Source organism: Streptomyces sp. NPDC093591, from assembly GCF_044764885.1.
Lineage (GTDB): Bacteria > Actinomycetota > Actinomycetes > Streptomycetales > Streptomycetaceae > Streptomyces.
Genome location: NZ_JBIWIY010000018.1, coordinates 76199 through 100056, shown reverse-complemented (window position 1 = coordinate 100056; position 23858 = coordinate 76199). Strand labels below are relative to the sequence as shown.

The window sequence follows — 23858 nt, the reverse complement described above, 5'->3', positions numbered from 1 at the left end:
ATGTACGTGGGTGGCGGCGCCCGTTGGCGGTGGCCGGGCGGCGTGTCGGCAGAGGCTATCGGATGATGGGAAGCCTGCGTTCACCGGCCGTTTGGCGAAGCGATCAACGTGGTTCGCCCAGAGCCCTGCCGCGATCATCATCAGGGATCGCGGGGGCCGCCCACAAACTCGTGCTCACAGACCGGGGCATCGAGGACATTGTGTGCCTCGCCTGTTCCTCCACATAGGGTGGGCGACCATGACATGGCTGATCACAGGCGGAGCCGGCTACATCGGAGCACATGTGGCGCGGGCCATGACCCATGCCGGGGAGCGTGTCCTCGTACTGGACGATCTCTCGGCCGGGTTTCCCCAGCGGCTCCCGTCGGACGTCGCGCTCGTCGAGGGCTCCTCGCTCGACGGCGACCTGCTGAAGCGGGTACTGGCCGAGCACGCGGTGACGGGTGTGGTGCATCTCGCCGCGCGCAAGCAGGTCGGGGAGTCCGTGGCGCAGCCGACGCGCTACTACCGGGAGAACGTGGGCGGTCTCGCCACGCTCCTGGAGGCGGTCGCCGAGGCAGGGGTAAAACGATTCGTCTTCTCGTCGTCCGCCGCCGTCTACGGCAACCCCGATGTGGATCTCATCACGGAGGACACCGCGTGCGCGCCGGTGAACCCGTACGGCGAGACCAAGCTCGCCGGTGAGTGGCTGGTGCGGGCGACGGGCCGGGCGCACGGCATCGCGACCGTATGCCTGCGCTATTTCAACGTCGCGGGCGCCGCCTCGCCCGAGCTGGCGGACACGGGCGTCTTCAACATCGTCCCCATGGTCTTCGACCGGCTCACCCGCGACGAGGCCCCGCGGATCTTCGGCGACGACTATCCGACGCCCGACGGCACCTGTGTCCGCGACTACATCCATGTCGCCGACCTCGCCGAGGCACACCTGGCGGCGGTCCGGCGGCTCACCGCCACGGACGTGAGCGGCGATCTGACGGTCAACATCGGTCGCGGCGAGGGCGTCTCCGTGCGCGAGCTGATCACCGTCATCGGTGAGGTCACCGGCGACGCGCGCCCCGCCGTCGTGGAGGCCCGGCGCCCCGGGGACGCGCCGCGCGCCGTCGCCTCGGCCGCGCTGGCCGCCGAGGAACTCGACTGGAGGGCTCGGCGCGGGGTACGCGAGATGGTCGAGTCGGCGTGGCAGGGGTGGCTGCTGCATCACGGCGGCCCGTCGAGGGGCTGATCGTGCAGGGCCCTGACCTGCGGATCGTTTCCGCAGGTCAGGGCACATGACAACGGTGTTCAGTGCCGCGTTGCCCGATACCCCCCACCCGTAGTTCACTGTGATCCCGGACGGAAGTTCCGATCGTCGGACGGACCACAGAAGGGCGGCTTTTCTCATGGGGGCTGGGCACGATCACGGGCATGCGCACGCGCACGCGCCCACGACCGGCACGGCGGCGGCCGCCTATCGCGGAAGGCTGCGCGTCGCGCTGTCGATCACGCTCGGCGTCATGGTGGTCGAGATCGTCGGCGGTGTGCTCGCGGACTCGCTGGCCCTGATCGCGGACGCGGCGCACATGGCGACCGACGCGCTCGGCCTCGGCATGGCCCTGCTCGCCATCCACTTCGCGAACCGCCCGCCGAGCGACAAGCGCACCTTCGGCTACGCCCGTTCGGAGATCCTCGCCGCCCTCGCCAACTGCCTGCTGCTCCTCGGCGTCGGCGGCTATGTGCTGTACGAGGCGATCCAACGGTTCTTCACGCCCGCGGCCACCGAGGGCGGCCTGATGATCGTCTTCGGCGCCATCGGCCTGGTCGCGAACATGATCTCCCTGACGCTGCTGATGCGCGGCCAGAAGGAGAGCCTGAACGTGCGCGGCGCCTTCCTGGAGGTGGCCGCGGACGCGCTGGGCTCGCTGGCGGTGCTGATCTCGGCGGCGGTGATCCTGGCCACCGGCTGGCAGACCGCCGACCCGATCGCCTCGCTCGTCATCGGCCTGATGATCGTGCCGCGCACCTTCAAGCTGCTGCGCGAGACCCTCGACGTCCTGCTGGAGTCGGCGCCCAAGGACGTCGACATGGCGGAGGTACGGGCCCACATACTCGCCCTGGACGGTGTCGAGGACGTCCACGACCTGCACGCCTGGACGATCACGTCCGGCATGCCGGTGCTGTCGGCCCATGTGGTGGTGCGCTCCGACGTACTGAACGCGATCGGCCACGAGAAGATGCTGCACGAGCTCCAGGGCTGCCTCGGCGACCACTTCGACGTGGAGCACTGCACCTTCCAGCTGGAGCCGGTCGGGCACGCGGAGCACGAGGCCCGGCTCTGCCACTGAAACAGACGCACGGTCCGATAAAACGCCAGTACGGACGGAATGCAGCGATCCGGTGGTCGGTCGCGTCCTCATGCTCACAGCGTCCCCGCAGACGGTTCCGGGCTCGCCGCGCCGGGCACGATCAACTGCCGGGAGTGCCGGATTCGTACGGCACACTTGGGGCGCAAGACCGATGCGAAGGATGGGTATGCCGATCACACCTGCGACCGCGACGCACAGTCCGTCGAACGGCGCCGCAGACGCGATTTTGCTGGAACTGGTCGACGAGAACGGTGTGACGATCGGCACCGCGGAGAAGCTCGCCGCCCATCAGCCGCCGGGGCAGCTGCACCGCGCCTTCTCCGTGTTCCTCTTCGACGAGCGCGGTCGGCTGCTGCTCCAGCAGCGGGCGCTCGGCAAGTACCACTCCCCCGGCGTGTGGTCCAACACCTGCTGCGGTCACCCCTACCCGGGCGAGGCACCCTTCGCCGCCGCGGCCCGGCGCACGCACGAGGAGCTCGGCGTCTCGCCGTCGCTGCTCGCGGAGGCGGGCACGGTCCGCTACAACCACCCGGACCCGGACTCGGGGCTCGTGGAGCAGGAGTACAACCACCTCTTCGTCGGCCTGGTGCAGTCCCCGCTGCGGCCGGATGCGGAGGAGGTCGGCGCGACGGCCTTCGTGACCTCCGCGGAACTGGCGGAGCGCCACGCCAAGGACACCTTCTCGTCCTGGTTCATGACGGTGCTCGACGCGGCCCGCCCCGCGATCAGAGAGCTGACGGGCCCTTCGGCCGACTGGTGACGAGGCGGGGGCAGCCCCTCAGGGCACGCGCAGGGGTTTGAGCGGGACGGCGGCCCAGATCACCTTGCCGCCGCTCGCCGTGTGCTCGACGTCGCACACGCCGCCCGCCTCCCGCGTGACCTCGCGCACCAGGAGCAGCCCGCGGCCGCCGGTCCGGCCGTGGTCGGCCTCCAGGGCGGTCGGGCGGTAGGGGTGGTTGTCCTCGACGGACACCCGCAGCCACTCGGCGCCGACGGCGACCTCCACGGCGAGCATCGGCGACAGCAGCGCCGCGTGCCGTACGGCGTTCGTGACCAGCTCCGAAACGATCAGCAGCACTCCCTGGGCCAGGTCGTCCGGGACCGGCACGCCCTGCCGGTACAGCAGATCCCGTACGGCATGCCGGGCCTGCGGGACCGAGGCGTCGACGGCGGGAGCGGTGAACCGCCAGACGCCCTCGTACGGCAGTGGATTCGGCGGCTGCTGACCGAGGGGCTCGGCCGCGCCGCCTGCTGGGCGTGGGCCGGACCCGCGCCCGTGGTTCTCCATCGTCCGGTCGCCACCCTCGCGCTCGATTGTCACCACACGTCGAGTGTTGGTAACGCGCAGGTCCGGACCGTGGAACTGAACACAAGTCAGCAGGTATCGAACGTTTCTGACCGTTGGCGTATGACACCGTCAGATGTGGGACCGCTCCTGTCCCGCTCGTGCCGACTTGGCGAACTATTCGGGTTGTACGGGTTTGGCGGGCACCCTTCTTGATCGGCCGTTCGGTGCGGGCGGATAGCATCCGGGCCATGGAGCCCCAGCTGCTGCACAGCGTCGCCGACTCGGTCGCCACCGTCGTCATCCACCATCCGGCCAAGCGCAACGCGATGACGGCAGCGATGTGGCGCGCGCTGCCGCCGCTGCTCGGCACGCTGGCCACCGATCCGGCCGTACGGGCGCTGGTGCTGACCGGTGAGGGCGGGACGTTCTGCGCGGGCGCCGACATCTCGACGCTCCAGGGATCCCCGCAGGAGGCGCAGGGGCTGGCGGTGGCCGCCGAGGAGGCGCTGGCCGCCTTCCCGAAGCCGACGCTGGCCGCGGTCCGGGGGCACTGTGTGGGTGGCGGTTCGCAGCTGGCTGCGGCGTGTGATCTGCGGTTCGCCGAGGAGGGGTCGCTGTTCGGGGTGACGCCGGCGAAGCTCGGGATCGTGTATCCGGCTTCCTCCACGCGGCGGTTGGTGTCGCTGGTGGGGCCCGCGACCACCAAGTACCTGTTGTTCTCGGGCGAGTTGATCGACGCGGAGCGGGCGCTGCGTACGGGGTTCGTGGACGAGGTTCTGCCGGAGGGCGAACTCGGCAAGCGGGTCGTGGAGTTCACCCGGGTCCTGGCGTCGCGTTCGCAGCTGACGCAGGCCGCGGCGAAGGAGTTCGCGGACGGGCGCGCCGACCGGGACGGTCACTGGGCGGAGCAGGCGCACGCGAGCGGCGACACCGCGGAGGGCGTCGCCGCGTTCCTGGAGCGCAGGCAGCCGCGCTTCACCTGGACTACGTCAGGCTGAAGCGGCTGTTCGTGCGGAACTCCTCGACGAGGTGGGCGGGCGCCTTCTGCGGGGAGCCGGCGTCGTAGGGCGGCTGCGGGTCGTACTCGATCAACAGCTGTGTCGCCTGGGCGTGTTCGTCGCCGGTGATCTTCCCGGCCAGGGTCAGGCCCATGTCGATACCGGCGGAGACCCCGGCCGCGGTGATGTACTTGCCGTCGGGCACCACCCGCTCGCCCGTGGGCTCGGCGCCGTACTGCGGCAGGAAGTCCAGGGCGAGCCAGTGGGAGGTGGCGCGGCGGCCCTCCAGGAGGCCGGCGGCGGCGAGCAGCAGGGAGCCCGTGCAGACGGACGTGGTCCAGGTGCTGGTGGCGTCGGCGGCCCTGAGCCACTCCAAGAAGGCCTTGTTCTCGATCTCGACGGGGGTCCCGGACCCGCCCGGCACCACGACGACATCGGGGTGCGGCACGTCGGCCAGGGCCTTGTCGGCCGTGATCGCGAGGAATCCCGTGTCGGCGCGCACGGGCCCCGCCTGCGCGGCGACGAAGTCGATCTGCGCGCCGGGGAGGCGGCTCAACACCTCGTAGGGCCCCACGATGTCGAGCGCGGTGAAACGGTCGTAGAGGACCAAGGCGATCTGCATGTGTATCCCTTTCCTGGGGGCTTGATCCGGTTTCACCGGACGGTGGCGGGGCGGAACCTGCGGCGGTACTCGGCCGGGGCCGTCCCGAGGCTCTTGACGAAGGCGCGCCGCATGGCCTCGGGCGTGCCGTAGCCGCAGGCGCGGGAGATCTCCTCGACGCCGTCGCCCGTGTCCTCCAGGAGGCGGCGGGCGTGTTCGAGGCGGACCCGGTCGACGTACCGGCCGGGGGTCGTACCGGTCTCGCTCTGGAAGGCGCGGGCGAAGTGACGCGGGGAGAGGCTCGCCCGGGCGGCCAGCGCCTCGACCGTCAGATCGGCGTCGGGGTGCTCGGCGATCCAGCGCTGGACCTCCCTGAGGGGCTCGCGCTGTGCGGTCTGGGCGGCGAGCTGAGCGCTGAACTGGGCCTGGTTTCCGGGCCGGCGCAGGAAGACGACCAGGTGGCGGGCGAGCGCGAGGGCCACGTCGCGGCCCATGTCCTCCTCGACCAGGGCCAGGGCGAGGTCGATGCCCGAGGTGACGCCCGCGGAGGTGGCGACATGCCCGTCGCGTATGTAGATCGGGTCCGGGTCGACCTCGACGGCCGGGTGGTCGCGGGCGAGCTTGTCGCAGTACGCCCAGTGGGTCGTGGCACGGCGCCCGTCCAGCAGGCCCGCCCCGGCGAGCAGAAGCGCGCCGGTACAGACGGAGACCAGACGCTCGGCACGCGGGCCGTACTCGCGCAGCCAGTCGGTGAGGCCCGGTCGAGGGCTGCGCGTGCCTTCGCCGCCCGGGACGACGAGGGTGTGCGGGTCGGGGGCTTCGGCGAGGGAGTCGTCCGGTACGACGGTCAGGCCGCTGGAGGCGCGGACGGGACCGCCGTCCAGGGAGGCCGTACGGATGCGATACGTGCCCGGTGCGCTCTTCTCGGCCCCGGTGAAGACCTCCAACGGTCCGGTGACGTCGAGGCTCTGCACGCCGTCGAAGAGTACGAAGAGAACGGTTCGCCGCGTCATGCCGTCGATTCTTCGCGGGGCCGGGAATGGCCACAAGGACGCGTTCCCCACCTTTTCTGCCATGGTCCTTCACGCCTCGCCATGGACGTACCAAGCGGTTGGTAACCTCCGGGTCATGACTACTGCCGCCCTCGAGCCCCGCGCCGGCCGCCGCTGCCACAACGTGCTCAACTCCCTGCACGCGACCTCGTACTTCGCTCCCGAGCTGGGCAAGGAACTGGCCGCACTCGGGGTCACGCATCCCAGGGCCGTGAACTTCGCGGTACGGGCCGCGGCGCTTGGTCCGGTCGGCGCGGGTGCGGTGACGGCGGCGTTCTACAACTACCGGCACGAGCTGGTCGCCCGGCACGTCCCCGCGGTCTGGGCGATCGCCTCACCCGAGGACGTGCTGGCGGCACGCGCGCGTGCGGTCGACGCCCTGCTGCGGCGGCTGCTCGGCGAGGAGGCGGTGGCGTCCGCGGAGATGGCCGAGGCCGCGCGCCTCGCGCTCCGGGCGGCCGAGGCCTGTTCGCGCAGCGCACGGCCGCTGTACTCGGCGCACGCGGATCTGCCGGTCCCCGAGGAGCCGCACCTGGCGTACTTCCACGCCGCCACGCTGCTGCGCGAGCACCGCGGTGACGGGCATCTCGCCGTACTGATGTCCGTGGGCCTCGACGGTCTTGAGGCGGTGGTGACCCACACCGCGACCGGCAAGGGCATGTCGCCGAAGTGGGTGTTCTCCACCCGTGGCTGGTCCCAGGAGGACTGGGACGCGGCCTGCGGCCGACTGCGCGAGCGGGGTCTGCTGGCGGACTCGGGCGACCTCACGCCGGAGGGCGTCGCCCTGCGTGAGGAGATCGAGGCCGCAACGGACCGTCTGGACCGGGCGCCGTACGAGCACCTCGGCGCGGAGGGGGTCGCACGGCTGACGGAGCTCGGTGCGGGCTTCGCGCGGGCCGCGGTGGCGGCGGGGGCGTTCCCGGCGGATCTGCTCGGCAGGGGCTGAGGCGTTCCAGGCGGCCCGGGCACGGACGGGACTCCTTGAGGGGCCTCCTTGGGGGACTTCTTGATCGGGTCCGCGCTGCATGGCGGGCCCGAGTCGCGGTACCCGGCCCTCGACCGGCCGTCGTGGCCGGAGAGGAAAGGGGAAACAAGTGTTCCGTGCAATCGCAGACGTGTTGCGGCAGATCGGCGGTGCGATCGCCACCGTCGTGACGCTGCCGTTCCGTGCCCTGGCCCGGCTCTTCGGCGGTGCGTCGAGCAGTACGCGAAGCCGCAGGGCCTGACTCCCGCCCCGCCACGACCGGCCGGGGTACCGCCCTGATCCCCGGTTGTCGGTGCCACCTGCCACAATTGCCGCGCAACCTCAGTCAGAAGGCGGGACGGGATCGTGACGACACCCCTCGTAGGGTCCATCGAAGGCAGGATCGCCGCGGAGCTCGGCGTACGAGAGCGGCAGGTGAAGGCTGCCGTGGAGCTGCTCGACGGCGGTTCGACGGTGCCTTTCATCGCCCGCTACCGCAAGGAAGCGACCGAGATGCTCGACGACGCGCAGCTGCGCACGATCGAGGAGCGGCTGCGCTACCTGCGGGAGCTGGAGGAGCGGCGGACGGCGATTCTGGACTCGGTGCGCGAGCAGGGCAAGCTGACCGAGGAGCTGGAGGCACAGATCCGCGGTGCCGAGACCAAGGCGCGGCTCGAGGACATCTATCTGCCGTTCAAGCCCAAGCGCAGGACCAAGGCGCAGATCGCGCGTGAGGCCGGGCTGGAGCCCCTCGCCGAGGGACTGCTCGGCGACCCGACGGTCGACCCCGTCGCCGCCGCCGCGGCCTTCGTCGACGCCGACAAGGGCGTGGCCGATCCGCAGGCGGCCCTGGAGGGCGCCCGGGCGATCCTCACCGAGCGGTTCTCGGAGGACGCCGACCTGATCGGCGAGCTGCGTGAGCGCATGTGGGTGCGCGGGCGGCTGGCGGCCAAGGTGCGCGACGGCAAGGAGGAGGCGGGCGCGAAGTTCGCCGACTACTTCGACTTCGCCGAGCCGTTCACCGAGCTGCCCTCGCACCGCATCCTGGCGATGCTGCGCGGCGAGAAGGAGGAGGTCCTCGACCTCGTCCTGGAGCCGGAGGAGCCTACGGAGGGTCCCTCGTCGTACGAGGGGATCGTCGCCGCCAAGTTCCAGATCGCCGACCGTGGGCGCCCCGCCGACAAGTGGCTGAAGGACACGGTCCGTTGGGCCTGGCGGACCCGGATCCTCGTCCATCTCGGCATCGACCTGCGGCTGCGGCTGCGCACGGCCGCCGAGGACGAGGCGGTGGGCGTCTTCGCGGCCAACCTCCGCGACCTGCTGCTCGCCGCCCCGGCCGGCACGCGCGCGACGCTGGGCCTGGACCCCGGCTTCCGTACGGGTGTGAAGGTCGCGGTGGTCGACGCGACCGGCAAGGTCGTCGCGACGGACGTCATCTACCCGCACGTCCCGGCGAACAGATGGGACGAGGCGATCGCGAAGCTGGCGCGGCTGGCGAAGGAGCACGCGGTCGAGCTGGTCGCGATCGGCAACGGCACGGCCTCCCGCGAGACCGACAAGCTCGCCGGTGAACTCATCACCAAGCACCCCGAGTTGAAGCTCACCAAGGTGATGGTGTCGGAGGCGGGCGCCTCGGTGTACTCGGCCTCGGCGTTCGCCTCGCAGGAGCTGCCCGACATGGACGTGTCGCTGCGCGGCGCGGTGTCGATCGCCCGCCGTCTGCAGGATCCGCTGGCCGAGCTGGTGAAGATCGACCCGAAGTCGATCGGCGTCGGCCAGTACCAGCACGACCTGTCCGAGGTGAAGCTGTCGCGCTCGCTGGACGCGGTGGTGGAGGACTGTGTGAACGGCGTGGGCGTGGACGTCAACACGGCGTCGGCCCCGCTGCTCGCCAGGGTCTCCGGCATCACTTCCGGACTGGCGGAGAACATCGTGGCGCACCGGGACGCGAACGGCCCCTTCAAGTCGCGCACCCAGCTGAAGGGCGTGGCGCGGCTCGGCCCGAAGGCGTACGAGCAGTGCGCGGGCTTCCTGCGCATCCGCGGCGGCGACGACCCGCTGGACGCCTCCAGCGTGCACCCCGAGGCGTACCCCGTCGTCCGGCGCATGGTGAAGACCTCCGGCCAGGAGGTGGCCTCGCTCATCGGCAACACGGGCGTGCTGCGGTCGCTGAAGCCGACCGACTTCGTGGACGAGACGTTCGGTCTGCCGACCGTGACGGACATCCTCAAGGAGCTGGAGAAGCCCGGTCGCGACCCGCGGCCCGCCTTCAAGACGGCCACCTTCAAGGAGGGCGTCGAGAAGATCTCCGACCTGTCGTCCGGGATGGTCCTGGAGGGCGTCGTGACGAACGTGGCGGCCTTCGGGGCGTTCATCGACGTCGGTGTCCACCAGGACGGTCTCGCGCATGTCTCCGCGCTGTCGAAGACGTTCGTCAAGGACCCGCGGGACGTGGTGAAGCCCGGTGACATCGTCAAGGTGAAGGTCCTCGACGTCGACATCCCGCGCAAGCGGATCTCCCTGACGCTGCGGCTCGACGACGAGGCGGCCCCGCAGGGGCAGCAGCAGGGCGGCGGCGAGCGCCGGCAGCGGGGCGGGCGGCCGCCTCAGCAGCGGCAGGGACGCGGCGGCGGTGGCGGCGGTGGCTCGCGCCAGGCGCCGCCCCCGGCCAACAGCGCGATGGCCGACGCGCTGCGCCGCGCGGGTCTGGTCGACCCGAAGAAGGGCAAGCGCTGAATCGACACGCGGGCCCGGACTCTCCGGTACGACACGGAGGGTCCGGGCAGGTTCACTCCTGGGGCAACGATTGCGGGCCCGCGGCCGAGCGGTCGGTACGGCTGCCGTACTTCCGGGGCCGTACTGGGGCACTGCCGGATCCGTTGCGTCTCCGGCGGCAGCAGCGGCCCGGGGAAGCCGCAGAGCGCGGCCTGTTGGGCCAAGTGCAGTAGCACGAGCGGCTGCCCGGATCCGGGCGGGCGAAGCTGAACGCCCGGATCCGCATGCCCGCCGCCGCTCAGGAGCGCCGATGCCCACCCCACCACGCCGCCGTACCCCGTTCGGGCCCCGTATCGGGGCGGTCTGCGTCTTCGCCGCCTGTCTGGCGCTGCTGTCCCCGGTGGGCGCGGAAGCCGCCGCACGGCCCGGACCGCACCCCGACCACACCCTTCAGCAGCAGCTGGAGGAGCTGGTCCGCGCGCCGGGCGGCCCACCCGGCGTCATCGCCGTCCTCCACGACGGCAGGCGCGGCCGGGTCCTCCGGGCCGGCGTCGCCGACCTGGAGAGCCGCCGAAGGCCCGACCCGTACGACCACATGCGGATCGCCAGTGCGGCCAAGGCGTTCAGCGGCGCGGTGGCGCTGTCCCTCGTCGACCGTCGCTACCTGCGTCTGGACGACACCCTGCGCGAGCGGCTGCCCCGGCTGCCGCGCGCCTGGGGGTCCGTGACGCTGCGCCAGCTGCTGAACCACACCAGCGGACTGCCCGACTTCGCGCAGGCCCCGGCGTTCCAGGCGACCCTCAGAGCCAACCCCCGCCACCGCTTCGACTCCCGCAGGCTGCTCGACTACGTCGCCGACCGGCCGCTGCTCTTCCGGCCCGGCTCCCGGTACCAGTACTCCAACTCCGACAACATCGCCGTCGCCCTGATGGCGGAGGCGGCGACCGGTGTCCGGTACGAGCGGCTGCTGGAGCAGTTGGTGTACCGACCGCTGGGCCTGACCCGTACGAGCCTGCCGCAGGGCTACCGGATGCCGAGGCCCTATCTGCACGGCTACGACGTGAGCCCGCCCGCGCCGCCGGAGGACGTCAGCGAAGTGCTGAGCATGTCCGCGGTCTGGGCGTCGGGCGGCATCGTGTCGACGCCCGTCGACATGACCCGCTTCATCCGCGGCTACGCCGGCGGCCGGCTGTACGGCCGTGCTGTCGTGAGGGAGCAGAGGCGCTGGATTCCGGGGGCGGCGTCCGAGCCCGCCGGGCCCGGGCGCAACGCCGCGGGACTCGCCATCTTCCGGTACACGACCCGGTGTGGCGTGGTGCTCGGGCACACCGGCAACACCCTCGGTTACACGCAGCTGATCGCCGCCACCCCGGACGGGCGCCGGTCGCTGACCTTCTCCGTCACGACCCAGATCAACCAGGCCCTGAAGCCCGCTCTGCTGCAGAGAATGCGCGTCGTGCAGGAGAACTTCGTCTGTGCACTGCTGCGCTGACCGGCGGCGGAGACCGCGGGCGCGCCCTAGCGTTCGGTCACCTTGCCGTCGGCGACCTCAAGACGGCGGGTGACGTGGACCGCGTCGAGCATGCGCCGGTCGTGGGTGACCAGGAGCAGCGTGCCCTCGTAGGCGTCCAGGGCGGACTCCAGTTGCTCGATGGCCGGCAGGTCGAGGTGGTTGGTGGGCTCGTCCAGGACCAGGAGGTTGACGCCCTTGCCCTGCAGGAGGGCGAGGGCGGCGCGGGTGCGCTCGCCCGGGGAGAGGGTGGCGGCGGAGCGCAGGACGTGGTCGGCCTTCAGACCGAACTTGGCCAGGAGGGTGCGGACTTCCGCGGGTTCCGTGTCGGGAACCGCCGCGCAGAAGGCGTCCAGCAGGGACTCCTCGCCGTGGAAGAGCTTGCGGGCCTGGTCGACCTCGCCGATCAGGACTCCTGAGCCGAGCGTGGCCTGTCCCGCGGTCAGGGGGACGCGGCCCAGCAGGGCGCCCAGCAGGGTCGACTTGCCCGCGCCGTTGGCGCCGGTGACCGCCACGCGGTCGGCCCAGTCGATCTGCAGGGAGACCGGGCCGAGGGTGAAGTCGCCGCGTCGTACCTCGGCGTCCCGCAGGGCCGCGACGACCGCGCCGGAGCGCGGGGCCGAGGCGATCTCCATGCGCAGTTCCCACTCCTTGCGCGGCTCCTCGACGACCTCCAGGCGCTCGATCATGCGCTGGGTCTGGCGGGCCTTGGCGGCCTGCTTCTCGCTGGCCTCGCTGCGGAACTTGCGGCCGATCTTGTCGTTGTCGTTGCTCGCCTTGCGGCGGGCGTTCTTGACGCCCTTGTCCATCCAGGAGCGCTGCATCTGCGCCCGGTCCTGGAGGGCGGCGCGCTTGTCGGCGTACTCCTCGTAGTCGTCGCGGGCGTGCCGGCGGGCCACGTCGCGTTCCTCCAGGTAGGCCTCGTAGCCGCCGCCGTAGAGGTTGATCTGCCGCTGGGCGAGGTCGAGTTCGAGGACCTTGGTGACGGTGCGGGTGAGGAACTCGCGGTCGTGGCTGACGACCACCGTGCCGGCGCGCAGGCCGCCGACGAAGCGTTCCAGGCGCTCCAGGCCGTCGAGGTCGAGGTCGTTGGTCGGCTCGTCGAGGAGGAAGACGTCATAGCGCGACAGCAGCAGCGAGGCCAGTCCGGCGCGGGCCGCCTGCCCGCCCGACAGGGACGTCATCGGCTGGTCCAGGTCCACGGCCAGGCCCAGCGAGTCGGCGACCTCCTCGGCCCGCTCGTCGAGGTCGGCGCCGCCCAGGTCCAGCCAGCGCTCCAGGCTCGTCGCGTACGCGTCGTCCGCGCCGGGCGCTTCGTCGACCAGGGCCTGCGTCGCCTCGTCCATCGCCCGCTGGGCCTCGGCGACTCCGGTGCGCCGGGCCAGGAACTCCCGCACGGTCTCGCCCGGGCGCCGCTCGGGCTCCTGCGGGAGGTGACCGACGGTCGCGGTCGGCGGGGACAGCCGCAGCTCGCCCTCCTCCGGCGCCAGCAGCCCGGCGAGCAGGCGCAGCAGCGTGGACTTGCCCGCGCCGTTGGCCCCGACCAGGCCGATCACATCTCCGGGCGCGACGACGAGGTCGAGCCCGCTGAACAGCGAGCGGTCGCCGTGGCCGGCGGCGAGGTTCTTGGCGACGAGGGTGGCGGTCACAGGGAGCGATCCTAATGGCCACGCCGCCTTGCACGCGTCGGCGTTTTACCGGCGCGCAATATCGCCACCGCAGACACGCGACGGCATATCGCGGCACCCCGCGGGGCGGCACCTGGCTGAGCGCTACCGCGCAACCGACTCAACCAGCACACCCCCCGACGTCCGCGCCACCAAGAACGACTCCCCCTTCACCGCCTTCGCATCCAGCGCGATGCGATGCCGACCAGCTTCCAGGATGCCGTCGAACACCTCGTGGACGTGGGTGCGGTACAGCCGGTCGAGGCGGTACGCGGTGAGGCGGACCCGGCAGGGTGAGGTGACCTCGACGCCCGCCTCGCCGTCGGTGGCCACCAGGCGGGTCAGGCGGCGCTGTTCGGCCGGGCTGCGGTCCAGGGCGTGTTCGATCTGCGCGACCAGCAGCGGCACGATCGGCGCGAGCCCGTCGACGTACGCCACGTCGACTCCCGCGTCCGCGAAGGCGCGGCGTACGGCGGCGCGCTGCTCCGCGCCGATCGCCCGGCCGAAGGCGACGGCGCCGTAGGCGCGCAGCTCGTCGGCGGGGACGCCGCCGACGTCATGGGTGATGTCGGCGCCGACGCCGATGGTGCGCAGGGCGGCGGCGAGCTTGGCCAGGAGGGCGACGCGGGCGCCGATGAGGAGCACCCGGCGGCGCGGCGCCTCGGAGTCGCCGTCGAGCAGGGAGCCGAGCGCCGCGCGGTATTCGGCGCCGTGGAAGCGGAAGGGTCCGATGCCGTGGTAGCCGTTGAGCTCCAGGTCGGCGTGTTCGTCGGTCTGCCAGGCGAAGTCCCGCCAGACGTAGTCCTCGCCGTCCTGGTCGATGAGCGCGGTGACGGCGCCGCAGGCGAGGTCCTCGCAGTCCGGGCAGCCGTAGATCACATACCGGCCGCCTGGAAGCGGGGCGTCCGCCTCCAGGAGCAGGCTGCGGACCTGGGCGGTGAAGATGGCGGGCGGGACGTCGGAGGCGAGCGGGGAGACGGCGTCGAGGTCGGAGAGCTGGAACAGCAGCGGGCGTCCGTCGACGATGAAGTCCACGAAGTCCCGGTGCACCTGGTAGTCACCGTTGGCGAGGACTCCACCGGCACGCATCGCCGGTGCCAGGCCGAAGGTCGCGTACTCGGCAGACATGGTGTGAGTATCCCCACGGAAGGACCGATATGAGCGCGGCATGACATATTCCGCTAACGTCCCGGCATGGGGAGCGAACAGGTGGACGATGTCGTGGTGGTCGGCGGCGGTGTCATCGGGCTGACCACGGCCCTCGTCCTGGCCGAACGCGGCGCACGTGTGCGTGTCTGGACGCGGGACCCCGTCGAGGCGACCACCTCGGCGGTTGCGGGGGCGCTTTGGTGGCCGTACCGGATCGAGCCGCGCGCGCTCGCGCGGGCGTGGGCCTTGCGCTCCCTGGATGTGTACGAGGAGCTCGCGGCGCGGAGCGAGCTGACCGGCGTACGCATGGTCGAAGGGGTACTGGGCGAGGCGAGCCTGGACGAGGCGGACGCGTGGGCCACGGCCCGGCTGCCGGGGCTGCGCGCGACGACGGCCGAGGAGTACGCCGGTTCGGGGCTGTGGGCGCGGCTGCCGGTGATCGACATGGCGACTTTTCTGCCGTGGCTGCGGGACCGGTTCCTGAAGGCGGGCGGCGCGATCGAGACGCGGTCGGTGTCCGGCTTCGCGGAGGTCGAGGCGCCGGTCGTGGTCAACTGCACGGGGCTCGGCGCCCGCGAGCTGGTGCCGGACACGTCCGTGCGTCCCGTGCGCGGACAGCTGGTCGTCGTGGAGAACCCAGGTATCCGCACCTGGCTGACCTCGACCGACGCCGACGGGGAGATGGCGTACTTCTTCCCGCAGCCCGGGCGGCTCCTCCTGGGCGGTACCGCGGTCGAGGACGACTGGTCACCGGAGCCGGATCCGGGGGTGGCCGAGGCGATCGTACGGCGGTGTGCGGCGCTGCGGCCGGAGCTGGCGGGGGTGCGGGTGCTGGGGCACCGGGTGGGGCTGCGGCCGGTGCGGGACGCCGTACGGCTGGAGCGTGAACCGCTGCCGGACGGGCGGGTGCTGGTGCACAACTACGGGCATGGCGGGGCGGGTGTGACGGTGGCGTGGGGGTGCGCTCAGGAGGCGGCCGGGCTCGCCTCCTCCTGAGCGCGCGCACCGGTCAGCCGTGGTCGTGTCCCAGGGGGTCGCCCTCGGTGTCCGTGCCGGCGCCCGGGCCGACCCTGATCTCGAAGTCGCCGTCGTACCTCTTGTGGCCCTCGATCACGGCGAGTTCGACGGCCTCGGAGCCCATCTCGCCGCGCACGATGACCGGGTCCTTGCGCAGATCGCGCATGAGGGCGACGCACATGCCGATCATCACGAGGACGAAGGGCGCGGCGGCCAGGATCGTGAGGTTCTGCAGGCCGGTGAGCGCGTCGCCCTGGCCGCTGCCGACGAGCAGCATGATGGCGGCGACGGCACCGGTGACCACGCCCCAGAACACGACGACGAAGCGGCCGGGTTCGAGAGCGCCCTTCTGGGAGAGCGTGCCCATCACGATGGAGGCGGCGTCGGCTCCCGAGACGAAGAAGATGCCGACCAGGATCATCACGAGCAGGCTGGTGACGGTGGCGATGGGGAACTCCTGGAGGAGGCCGAAGAGTTGACCCTCGGGGGTGTCCTCGCCGCCGAGCCCGCCCCCCTCCTTCAGCTTCATCCCCGTGCCGCCGAAGATCGCGAACCAGACGAGGCTGACGGTGCTGGGCACGAGGATGACGCCGCCGACGAACTGCCGGATGGTACGGCCGCGGCTGATCCGGGCGATGAACATGCCGACGAAGGGCGTCCAGGAGATCCACCAGGCCCAGTAGAAGACGGTCCAGCTGCCCAGCCAGTCCGCGACGCCCTCGCCGCCGCTGGCCTCGGTGCGGCCGGCGAGCTGGGGCAGGTCGCCGAGGTAGGCGAAGATCGACGTGGGCAGCAGGTCGAGCACGATGATCGTGGGGCCCGCGATGAACACGAAGAGCGCGAGGATCAGGGCCAGCACCATGTTGGTGTTGGACAGCCACTGGATGCCCCGCTCGATGCCGGAGACGGCCGAGAGCACGAAGGCCAGGGTCAGCACGGCGATGATCGAGACGAGCAGGCCGGTGCCCACGTCGTCCATCCAGTCCAGCTCCTGGAAGCCGGAGCCGATCTGGAGCGCGCCGAGGCCGAGTGAGGCCGCGGAGCCGAAGACCGTGGCGATGATCGCGAGGATGTCGATCACCCGTCCCCCGACGCCGTTCGCGTGCTTCTCCCCGATCAGCGGGGTGAAGACCGCGCTGATGGTCTGGCGCCGGCGTTTGCGGAAGGTGCTGTAGGCGATGCCGAGACCGACCACCGCGTAGATCGCCCAGGGGTGCAGCGTCCAGTGGAAGAGGGTGGTGGCCATCGCCGTCTCCATGCGTTCGCCGGAGTTGGCGGGGTTCGTGCCCGGAGGCGGGGCCGTGTAGTGCGAGAGCGGTTCGCTCACGCCGTAGAACATCAGGCCGATGCCCATGCCGGCGCTGAACATCATCGCCACCCAGGACACCGTCTTGAACTCGGGTTCCTCGCCCTCGGCGCCCAGGTGGATACGGCCGTAGCGGCTGATCGCGAGCCACAGCGCGAAGACGACGAAACACGAGGCGGCGAGCATGAAAGCCCAGCCGCCGTTGTGGAGCAGGCCGTTCAGCATCTTCGTGGACACGCTCTCCAGCGAGTCCGTGGCCGCCCAGCCCCAGATCACGAAGGCCACGGTGATGGCCGCGGTGACGCCGAACACCACTCGGTCCGTGCTGGGGTGGCCGGAAACGTCCGTGGGACCCTCCCGGCCACCTCTCTTCTTGAGATCCTCAGTCATCTGCGGCACCTTCCCCGGTGAACGGTGGATACGCCGGTTCCACGTCGTCTCCCAGGACCTACCACAGATCCCGTCGATCTCGGCCGTTTCAGCAGTCGGTGTCGGGCTCACCTGCCGTGAGGTGATAGGGGGCCCGCTCGTCGAGGAGCAGCGGGACGAGGGCGCGCAGGGACTGGCGCAGCGGGACGTAGGTGCCGCGGGTCTTCACTCCGTGCAGCGCCAGTTCGTCCTTGACCTGCGTGTACTGGTCGGTCGTGAGCCGGTACCCGCAGGGCGGGTCCTGGATCACCTCGGCAGGCTCGGGCGGGTCGTTGTCGGCGCCGCCGAGGTAGGCGGGTCCGGTGTCGGCGTAGCCGGCGAGCCGGGCCGTGTCGGTCGCCGCCTCGATCCGGCCACGGCGGGCGTCGGCGAACTCGAACAGGCCGTCCAGCGCCACGAGTTGGGAGCTCACCCGGCGCCGGTTGTTCAGCGCCTCATCGGCCTTCTCCTCCTCGGTGAGCGGGTCGACGCGGCTCTCGATGAGCAGGCCCACCGAGTGCTTGATGCCGGACATGTTCCGCAGGATGCGTTCCTGGCCGTCGCCGGCGACCTGCCGGATCGGCTCGCCCGTGACCGGGTCGGTCCAGATGCCGTAGGTGCCGGTCGAGTAGCCGGCGCCCGTGGCGGCAGGGCGTACGTACGACTGGGACAGGGCTTGGGCCTCGTCGTGGACGTGCCCGTCCGTGTTGAGGTTGCGCGGCCACAGGTCGAACAGGTCCTTGTCGTAGTACGGGGGTGTGGCGCCGTACTCGTGCAGGTCGTAGACCACGTCGGGGCGCTGGTCACGGATGACGGCGGCCATGGCGCGGCCCTCGGCGGTCTGCAGGGCGATGTGGTCGCGGTTGATGTCCACGCCGTCGCTGTTGCCGCGGGTGTCGGCGACCCGGCCGTCGGGGTTGGCGGTGGGCACGACCAGGAGGGTGGTGCGCTCCAGGAAGCGCCGGGTCTGCCGGTCCTTCGCGTACGCCAGGTCGCGGACGGTGGACAGACAGGCCTCGCGGCCGGACGGTTCGTCGCCGTGCTGGCTGCAGATGAGCAGCACCTTGTTCGGGGTGGGGCCGGTGCCGATGCGGACCAGTTGGAGCGGGCGGCCCTGTTTGGTCGTACCGATGCGGGCGATGGAGACCCGGTCGGCGGCCTTGTCGACGGCGGTGAGGAAGGCCTGCTCCTCGGATTCCCCGGTCCATCTGGCGCCGTTCGACTGCTCGAAGCCGGTGCGGGGCGGGGTGTCGGCGGCGTGGGCCGGTACGGCGACGAGGGATGCGGCGAGGGCCGTCGCGACGAGGGTGACGGTTCGGATGCGGGTCACTGGCCTCCCTCCGGGATGCGGTGGGTGCTGCGGGGTGCGGTGGTCACGCCGTCGAGCGGCGCGGTCTCGGGAGCTGCGGACACGGAGCCCGCCGTGGCACGGGCGAACGCGGGTGCGCCGCCGACCAGCGGGACGCGGGCCTTCGTACGGGAGAGGTCGAGCGTGAGGGTCGGCGTGGTCGACGGAGGATCGATCAGGTCCTTGTCCGTGCCCGCGATGATCAGGGCGAGGCGGTGGCCCGCCGGGACCACGTGGTCGGTGGCTGCCAGGTCGAGGGTGATGGTGTAAGGCTTGCCCGGCGTCAGCGGTACGCCCTGCAGATCGGAGGCGTAGTTCCCCAGGTCGGCCCAGCCCCGGCTGACGACCGTGTAGTCGACGTCGGCGGTCTTGGCCTTCGTCTCCTTGAAGCAGGCGCTGTCGCCGGTGGTGCTGACGCCCCAGCAGGTGCGGTCGGTGAGCGTGGTGATGCCCTCGCCGCTGGTCGCGTAGTCGCGGATGGTGTCGGGGCCCAGGTCGACCAGGACGGCGGAGAGGTGGGCCGTCGAGGTGGTCGGGGTCGCGGTGACGGTGACCTCGGAGGAGCCGGACAGGCGCAGGTCGCGGGTGAGCGGCTTGGTCACGAAGCCCGCCTTGTCGGGGGTGGGCGTGTCGATGTGTGCGGCCCAGTCGGTCTCGCTGTGCCGCGGGTCGTCGGTGAAGGTCTCGGTGCCGTTGCCCTTGCCGAGGCCGAGGGTGCCGACGCCGGCCTGGGTGCCCTTGGCAGGGCGCAGGGTGGTGGTGTCGGTGCCGCGCGGCGGCCAGACCTTGGAGGTGACCCACTGGTCGGGGTGACGCTCGATGTCTGCCATCGGCTCGCGGTCGATGCCGTTGTCGTAGCCGAGGAGTTCGTGGTCGAACCAGCGGTGCAGGGTCTCCACCCATGCGGCGCGGCGGAAGTCGAAGGGGTCGACGTGGCCGGTCTGGGAGAGCCAGATCTTGCGCTCGACGCCGTTCTCGGCGAGGGCGTCCCACCACTGGCCGACGTGCTTCATGCGGACGTTGAGGTCCTGCATGCCGTGGATCAGGAATACGCTCGCCCTGACCTTGTGCGCGTCCTTCACGTAGTCGCGCTCGGTCCACAGCGGCGTCCAGTCGCCGGTGCGCGGGGCCCCGTCGACGAGCGTCTGCTGGACAGCGCCGCACTTGGCGCGGGCGTCGGGGCTGTTCACGTAGTCGGAGAGCCAGTCGGGGCCGGAGTCGTACAGCGGGGCGCCCTGCTGGAAGTAGTAGTCGTACCAGGAGGAGATGGCGCTGATCGGGACGATGGTCCTCAGGCCCTCGACCCCGGTGGCGGCGACGCCGTTGGCTATGGTGCCGTCCCAGCTCTTGCCGATCATGCCGGTGCGGCCGTTGGTCCAGTTCGCCTTGGCCTTGGTGGTGCCGGTGCGGGTGGTGTACCCCTTGGCGCGGCCGTTCAGCCAGTCGACGACGGCCTTCGCGGAGAGGATGTCGGAGCGGCCGCCGACGTCCACGCAGCCGTCGGAGCGGTTGGTGCCGGCGAGGTCGACGCCGACGAAGGCGTAGCCGCGGGGCACGAAGTAGTTGTCGTAGAACAGCGGCATCTGGACGACGTCGCCGTTCGCGTCGTACGTCTTCTTCTGGCCCTCGTTGCCTCGCCCGCAGCAGGAGTAGTACGGGCTGGCGTCCATGATGACGGGGATCTTGCGGCCCTGCTGGGCCGTTTCGCGGGGCCGGACGATGTCGACGGCGACTCGGTCGGTCTTTCCGTCGCGGTCGTGGTCGAGTCCGGTGTCCACCCATACGGCCTCGCGGATGGCGTTCTCGTACGAGTAGACGGGTCTGCTCTCCCGGGGGGCGGCGTGTGCCGCGGCGGGAGTCAGGAACGTGGCCGTGAGGGCGGCGGTGGCCACCGCCGCGAGCGGTCTCCAGATCGTGAAGCGCGTGCGTATCGGCATGCGCGGACGGTACATCGGCCAACTCCCGCGCAGAAGGGGGTGACTGATGACCCATGAGCTCCCGGGTGGCCGATAAACGCCCGTGGGGCGGGTCGGCTCATGTCGGCCGAATGGCGATCGTGTGACAGCAGTGGTCATGGACACATCGGGGACACAGGTGGTGAATAAGCTGCGGACAGACTTCGGGCCCCTACGACTTGGAGCTTTCGTGCACCGCAGAATCATGGCGCCGGGCGCACTCGCAGCCGCCTCTTTGATGCTGGTGATCCCGGCGTCGGCCGCGAGCCACTCCCCCGGCGCTCCGGGCATCGGCGACCCCTACTACCCGGCCTACGGCAACGGCGGATACGACGTCTCCCACTACGACCTGCGGCTGAAGTACCAGCCGGCCACGGACGAGTTGGAGGGTACGGCGACCCTGCTGGCCAAGACCACGCAGGACCTGTCCCGCTTCAACATGGACTTTCTGCTGGACGTCAGCGAGGTCCGGGTCAACGGCGCGAAGGCGTCGTTCGCGACGTCGGGCGAGCACGAGTTGGAGATCACGCCGAGGACTCCGCTGGCCAAGGGCACGGACGTCACGGTGGTCGTGCGCTACCGAGGGGTGCCGTCGTCGAAGAAGGCGTACGGCTTCACCAGTTGGCACCGCACCCCGGACGGCGGTGTCGGGGCGAACGAGCCCGAGGCCGCCTGGTGGTGGTTCCCGAGCAACGACCACCCGCTCGACAAGGCGACGTACGACGTCTCGGTGCTGGTCCCGGACGGCACCCAGGCCATCTCCAACGGCACGCTGCAGTCGACGAGTTCACGGCTGGGCTGGACCCGCTACAACTGGCGCTCGAACAAGCCTCAGGCGACGTATCTCGCCACGCTCGCGGTCGGCAGGTTCGACGTGACCACGGGGACGAGCGAGAGCGGTATTCCGGTCATCAACGCCTACAGCAAGGACCTGGGCGACCACTACGGCGCCGCGCGGGCGAGTATCGAGCGCACCGGGGAGATCGCCGACTGGCTGACCGGGTACTTCGGGCCGTACCCCTACAACGCGCTCGGCGGGTATGTGCCGAACACGGACACCGGGTACGCGCTGGAGACGCAGACCCGGCCGTTCTACAGCCCGGCGAACTTCGCGAACGGGACGAACACCTCCGTCGTCGTCCATGAGCTCGCCCACCAGTGGTACGGCGACCTGGTGTCCGTCAAGGACTGGAAGGACATCTGGATCAACGAGGGCTTCGCGCGGTACGCGCAGTGGTTGTGGTCGGAGCACGAGGGTGAGGGGACGGCGCAGGAGATCGCCGACTACGTGTATGCCTCGCGTGCGGCCGGCGATGCCTTCTGGAAGGTGCGGCCCGGTGACCCCGGGCCGGAGAACCAGTTCCACATCGCGGTCTACGACCGGGGCGCGCTGGCGCTGCAGGCGCTGCGCAACGAGATCGGGGACGACGCGTTCTTCGCCATCCTCAAGGGCTGGACGCAGAAGTACGCCTACGGCAACGCCTCGGTGGCCGACTTCCAGCGGTACGCCGAGGAGGTGTCCGGGAAGCCGCTGGCGGCGCTCTTCGACACGTGGCTGTTCCAGCCGTCGAAGCCGGACGCTCCGGCGGCGCGCAGTGCGTCCATCGCCAGGTCTGCCGAGGCCCCGGTGCAGCCGAAGTCCTGGAAGAAGATCGCGGCTACGAACGGGGTGCACGACCACGGGCACGACCACGACCACGGGCACGAGGGCGAGGGCGAGCACTGACGGCCTAGGGACCTCGGGGCCCAGGGGCACACGAGGCCTAGAGGGGCCAGAGGGTCCCTAGACGGCCTCGAACGAGGCCGCGCGATCGAGGAGTTCACCCCGGCCTATGGTGTCCGTCTGCGTCGACGGCACCGTGCAGGCGTGGGCGCCGGCCACCGCGCCGTACAGAGCGCATCGGTGCGGTGGCTCGCCGGACAGCATGCCGTAGAGGTAGGCGGCCGCGAAGGCGTCGCCGGCTCCGTTGGAATCGACCACCGGCGCCGGCGGGGCCACGGTGGGAACGTGCGTGAGCACGCCGTCGGTCAGGAGGTACGCGCCCTCGGCTCCGGCGGTGGCGATGATCACCTCGGCCCTCCCCCGCTCGGCGATGCGGCGCATGGTCCGCTCCGGGTCCGTCAGGGCGGCCGCGGAGAGGAACACCACGTCGGCCGTGTACGCGAACGGCTCGTGGTACGGATTCTCGCCGTCCCAGTTGTGGAGGTCGGTGGAGAGGGTGACGCCGGCCTCGCGGAGGGCGGGCAGGGCGTGGGCGCAGGGGTGTGTGATCGACACATGCGCGTGCCGGGCGGCCCCCGCGAGGGCCCGCAGCGTGTCTTCGGGGAACCGGTCGTCCGCGTGTGCCCTGCTGGTGTCGTACAGGGACAGCCGCCGTCCGTCCGGCCCGACCAGGTTGACGGCGCGCTTGGTGCCGGCGGGCTGCGGGATCGCGGTCAGGGGGATGCCGTGTTCGCGATGCAGGGTTCGGACGAGGTCGCCCTCGGGGTCGTCGCCGAGGAAGTCGAGGTGGTGGGTGCGCAGGCCCAGGCCGCTCAGCGCGGCGGCCACGAAATCGCCGGTCTGACCGGCGCGGGCGCGGATCCCACTGTCGATCATGTAGCTGTCGGCGTACGGGAGGGGCAGCTCGGGGACGTACACGATGGTGTCCACGCCGGCACCCCCCAGCACGAGGACGTCGATGTCGCGACTCAACTTGCGCTCCCCCCATGGTCGTAGACGGTGACGGCGATCCCCTTTCGCACCAGCCGCTCGGTGATCAACGGCTCGACACGGGACCACTTGCCGCCGGCCAACCCGCACCCTATCCGGGGCATGTGCACCGACGCGCCAAGCTCCGTGGCCTTGTCGGCCAGCCTCCCCAGCGCCGCGTCGATCGCCTCGTACCGGACCGGGACACCCTTGCTGCCCGTGCGTATCCCCCGTTGCCCGATCAGGTTCGCCACCCATACATACGGCTCGACCTGCACGAACTGGGCGGCGCCCAACCCGAAGTCGTTCGACGCGCGGTCGCGGTGCCAAGCCCGGTAGGCAGCCTCCGGCTGTGGCCAGCGGTGCGACACCGCCAGGACGAAGCCCTTTCCCCATCCCCCGATGTCGTTGCAGACATGGGCGATCACCTTGACGCCCTTCACCGACGGAACGGTGGCGTCACCCCGGACATACGTGATCTCCGACATGACCAAGGGTCTCTGGGTGTTGGCTGGTCAGCGGGGTTTCCTGGGTTGATGCGGTGAGTGAGTTCCCCCTAGTCCGTCTTGGCTCGTCTTAGTTCGCCTCAGCTCGCAAGATCCATCTCCCATCCGTCTCCCATGGGAAACAGAAGACCCCCCGACGCTCACGCAGTCAGGGGGTCCACTGTCCGGGGGACCAGGGTGGGGCCGCCACCCGGGGAGGATGACCGCCGCCCCACCCTGGCCACCCTGCCTAACGGGTGAACCGTGAACATGTCACGGTCACAGGTGTCACTCGATTGGGCGAGCTTGAGCACGGAACGATCGGAAAAGGGCAGAGACCGCCCGCCCATCGCCGAGGGGG

The 23858-nt window shown here is 71.0% G+C and carries 20 protein-coding genes; 10 read left to right on the top strand and 10 right to left on the bottom strand.

Features of this window, described 5'->3' with window-relative positions; genetic code table 11:
• Positions 1 to 238 precede the first annotated feature (238 nt).
• The 3 genes from galE (at position 239) to idi (ending at position 3102) form a co-directional block, all read left to right on the top strand.
• Positions 239 to 1222, top strand: a complete 984-nt coding sequence (gene galE, locus ACIREI_RS33720) for a UDP-glucose 4-epimerase GalE (protein WP_403341079.1) — start codon at positions 239 to 241, stop codon at positions 1220 to 1222.
• Positions 1223 to 1379: 157 nt separating this feature from the next.
• The gene (locus tag ACIREI_RS33715; RefSeq protein WP_403341076.1) at positions 1380 to 2321 is read left to right on the top strand and encodes a cation diffusion facilitator family transporter; all 942 of its coding nucleotides are present in this window, start codon (positions 1380 to 1382) and stop codon (positions 2319 to 2321) included.
• Between the two features lie 187 nt (positions 2322 to 2508).
• Complete coding sequence (gene idi / locus ACIREI_RS33710; protein WP_128436812.1) at positions 2509 to 3102, top strand: isopentenyl-diphosphate Delta-isomerase; 594 nt, start codon at positions 2509 to 2511, stop codon at positions 3100 to 3102.
• A gap of 18 nt (positions 3103 to 3120) precedes the next feature.
• Here idi and ACIREI_RS33705 read toward each other — a convergent pair whose 3' ends face one another.
• On the bottom strand, positions 3121 to 3630 hold the full coding sequence (locus ACIREI_RS33705; protein WP_403341493.1) for an ATP-binding protein: 510 nt from the start codon (positions 3628 to 3630) through the stop codon (positions 3121 to 3123).
• 248 nt (positions 3631 to 3878) lie between these two features.
• On the opposite strand from ACIREI_RS33705, the gene ACIREI_RS33700 reads away from it, so the two are divergent.
• Positions 3879 to 4628 (top strand): enoyl-CoA hydratase/isomerase family protein, encoded by a 750-nt coding sequence (locus tag ACIREI_RS33700; RefSeq protein ID WP_403341073.1) that lies wholly within the window; start codon positions 3879 to 3881, stop codon positions 4626 to 4628.
• On the opposite strand, the gene ACIREI_RS33695 is transcribed toward ACIREI_RS33700, so the two are convergent.
• Entirely contained in the window at positions 4615 to 5250 is a 636-nt protein-coding gene (locus ACIREI_RS33695; protein ID WP_403341070.1) for a DJ-1/PfpI family protein, read from the bottom strand. The two genes, ACIREI_RS33700 and ACIREI_RS33695, sit on opposite strands and share 14 nt — an antisense overlap.
• A gap of 32 nt (positions 5251 to 5282) precedes the next feature.
• Positions 5283 to 6242: a GlxA family transcriptional regulator gene (locus ACIREI_RS33690; protein ID WP_403341067.1), complete on the bottom strand. Its 960-nt coding sequence runs from the start codon at positions 6240 to 6242 to the stop codon at positions 5283 to 5285.
• Positions 6243 to 6357: 115 nt separating this feature from the next.
• Here ACIREI_RS33690 and ACIREI_RS33685 point away from each other — a divergent pair, with 115 nt between their 5' ends.
• The 4 genes from ACIREI_RS33685 to ACIREI_RS33670 all read left to right on the top strand — a co-directional run bounded on the left by ACIREI_RS33685 (position 6358) and on the right by ACIREI_RS33670 (position 11452).
• Complete coding sequence (locus ACIREI_RS33685) at positions 6358 to 7227, top strand: hypothetical protein (RefSeq protein ID WP_403341065.1); 870 nt, start codon at positions 6358 to 6360, stop codon at positions 7225 to 7227.
• A 148-nt stretch (positions 7228 to 7375) separates the two neighbouring features.
• Positions 7376 to 7507 (top strand): LPFR motif small protein, encoded by a 132-nt coding sequence (locus ACIREI_RS33680; protein WP_252100478.1) that lies wholly within the window; start codon positions 7376 to 7378, stop codon positions 7505 to 7507.
• A gap of 104 nt (positions 7508 to 7611) precedes the next feature.
• Positions 7612 to 9981 carry a Tex family protein gene (locus ACIREI_RS33675; RefSeq protein WP_403341062.1) on the top strand — a complete coding sequence of 790 codons (2370 nt, stop codon included), beginning with the start codon at positions 7612 to 7614 and terminating at the stop codon, positions 9979 to 9981.
• 289 nt (positions 9982 to 10270) lie between these two features.
• Complete coding sequence (locus ACIREI_RS33670; protein WP_403341059.1) at positions 10271 to 11452, top strand: serine hydrolase domain-containing protein; 1182 nt, start codon at positions 10271 to 10273, stop codon at positions 11450 to 11452.
• 26 nt (positions 11453 to 11478) lie between these two features.
• Here ACIREI_RS33670 and ACIREI_RS33665 read toward each other — a convergent pair whose 3' ends face one another.
• Together ACIREI_RS33665 and ACIREI_RS33660 are read right to left on the bottom strand one after the other, a co-directional pair.
• Positions 11479 to 13119, bottom strand: coding sequence for an ABC-F family ATP-binding cassette domain-containing protein (locus ACIREI_RS33665; protein WP_403341056.1), 1641 nt, complete (start codon positions 13117 to 13119; stop codon positions 11479 to 11481).
• Positions 13120 to 13242: 123 nt separating this feature from the next.
• Complete coding sequence (locus ACIREI_RS33660; protein ID WP_403341053.1) at positions 13243 to 14265, bottom strand: oxidoreductase; 1023 nt, start codon at positions 14263 to 14265, stop codon at positions 13243 to 13245.
• A 66-nt stretch (positions 14266 to 14331) separates the two neighbouring features.
• Here ACIREI_RS33660 and ACIREI_RS33655 point away from each other — a divergent pair, with 66 nt between their 5' ends.
• Positions 14332 to 15282: an FAD-dependent oxidoreductase gene (locus tag ACIREI_RS33655; protein WP_403341050.1), complete on the top strand. Its 951-nt coding sequence runs from the start codon at positions 14332 to 14334 to the stop codon at positions 15280 to 15282.
• Between the two features lie 13 nt (positions 15283 to 15295).
• On the opposite strand, the gene ACIREI_RS33650 is transcribed toward ACIREI_RS33655, so the two are convergent.
• From ACIREI_RS33650 to ACIREI_RS33640, 3 genes are all read right to left on the bottom strand, one after another.
• Positions 15296 to 16999, bottom strand: coding sequence for a BCCT family transporter (locus ACIREI_RS33650; RefSeq protein ID WP_403341047.1), 1704 nt, complete (start codon positions 16997 to 16999; stop codon positions 15296 to 15298).
• Positions 17000 to 17087: 88 nt separating this feature from the next.
• Positions 17088 to 18347, bottom strand: coding sequence for a M14 family metallocarboxypeptidase (locus tag ACIREI_RS33645; RefSeq protein WP_403341044.1), 1260 nt, complete (start codon positions 18345 to 18347; stop codon positions 17088 to 17090).
• Positions 18344 to 20302 (bottom strand): Xaa-Pro dipeptidyl-peptidase, encoded by a 1959-nt coding sequence (locus tag ACIREI_RS33640; protein ID WP_403341042.1) that lies wholly within the window; start codon positions 20300 to 20302, stop codon positions 18344 to 18346. The genes ACIREI_RS33645 and ACIREI_RS33640 overlap by 4 nt, the downstream gene beginning before the upstream one ends.
• 208 nt (positions 20303 to 20510) lie before the next feature.
• On the opposite strand from ACIREI_RS33640, the gene ACIREI_RS33635 reads away from it, so the two are divergent.
• The gene (locus tag ACIREI_RS33635) at positions 20511 to 22046 is read left to right on the top strand and encodes a M1 family metallopeptidase (RefSeq protein WP_403341039.1); all 1536 of its coding nucleotides are present in this window, start codon (positions 20511 to 20513) and stop codon (positions 22044 to 22046) included.
• A 57-nt stretch (positions 22047 to 22103) separates the two neighbouring features.
• Here ACIREI_RS33635 and ACIREI_RS33630 read toward each other — a convergent pair whose 3' ends face one another.
• The gene (locus ACIREI_RS33630; RefSeq protein ID WP_403341037.1) at positions 22104 to 23015 is read right to left on the bottom strand and encodes an adenosine kinase; all 912 of its coding nucleotides are present in this window, start codon (positions 23013 to 23015) and stop codon (positions 22104 to 22106) included.
• A complete protein-coding gene (locus tag ACIREI_RS33625; protein WP_403341034.1) occupies positions 23012 to 23500 on the bottom strand; it encodes a macro domain-containing protein in 489 nt (162 codons plus the stop codon). Before ACIREI_RS33625 ends, ACIREI_RS33630 begins: the two co-directional genes overlap by 4 nt.
• Between the last annotated feature and the right edge of the window lie 358 nt (positions 23501 to 23858).

Coding starts and splice junctions, on each gene's coding strand:
- galE (WP_403341079.1), top strand. CDS start 239: ATGACATGGCTGATCACAGGCGGAGCCGGCTACATCGGAGCACATGTG.
- ACIREI_RS33715 (WP_403341076.1), top strand. CDS start 1,380: ATGGGGGCTGGGCACGATCACGGGCATGCGCACGCGCACGCGCCCACG.
- idi (WP_128436812.1), top strand. CDS start 2,509: ATGCCGATCACACCTGCGACCGCGACGCACAGTCCGTCGAACGGCGCC.
- ACIREI_RS33705 (WP_403341493.1), bottom strand. CDS start 3,630: ATGGAGAACCACGGGCGCGGGTCCGGCCCACGCCCAGCAGGCGGCGCG.
- ACIREI_RS33700 (WP_403341073.1), top strand. CDS start 3,879: ATGGAGCCCCAGCTGCTGCACAGCGTCGCCGACTCGGTCGCCACCGTC.
- ACIREI_RS33695 (WP_403341070.1), bottom strand. CDS start 5,250: ATGCAGATCGCCTTGGTCCTCTACGACCGTTTCACCGCGCTCGACATC.
- ACIREI_RS33690 (WP_403341067.1), bottom strand. CDS start 6,242: ATGACGCGGCGAACCGTTCTCTTCGTACTCTTCGACGGCGTGCAGAGC.
- ACIREI_RS33685 (WP_403341065.1), top strand. CDS start 6,358: ATGACTACTGCCGCCCTCGAGCCCCGCGCCGGCCGCCGCTGCCACAAC.
- ACIREI_RS33670 (WP_403341059.1), top strand. CDS start 10,271: ATGCCCACCCCACCACGCCGCCGTACCCCGTTCGGGCCCCGTATCGGG.
- ACIREI_RS33660 (WP_403341053.1), bottom strand. CDS start 14,265: ATGTCTGCCGAGTACGCGACCTTCGGCCTGGCACCGGCGATGCGTGCC.
- ACIREI_RS33655 (WP_403341050.1), top strand. CDS start 14,332: ATGGGGAGCGAACAGGTGGACGATGTCGTGGTGGTCGGCGGCGGTGTC.
- ACIREI_RS33650 (WP_403341047.1), bottom strand. CDS start 16,999: ATGACTGAGGATCTCAAGAAGAGAGGTGGCCGGGAGGGTCCCACGGAC.
- ACIREI_RS33640 (WP_403341042.1), bottom strand. CDS start 20,302: ATGCCGATACGCACGCGCTTCACGATCTGGAGACCGCTCGCGGCGGTG.
- ACIREI_RS33625 (WP_403341034.1), bottom strand. CDS start 23,500: ATGTCGGAGATCACGTATGTCCGGGGTGACGCCACCGTTCCGTCGGTG.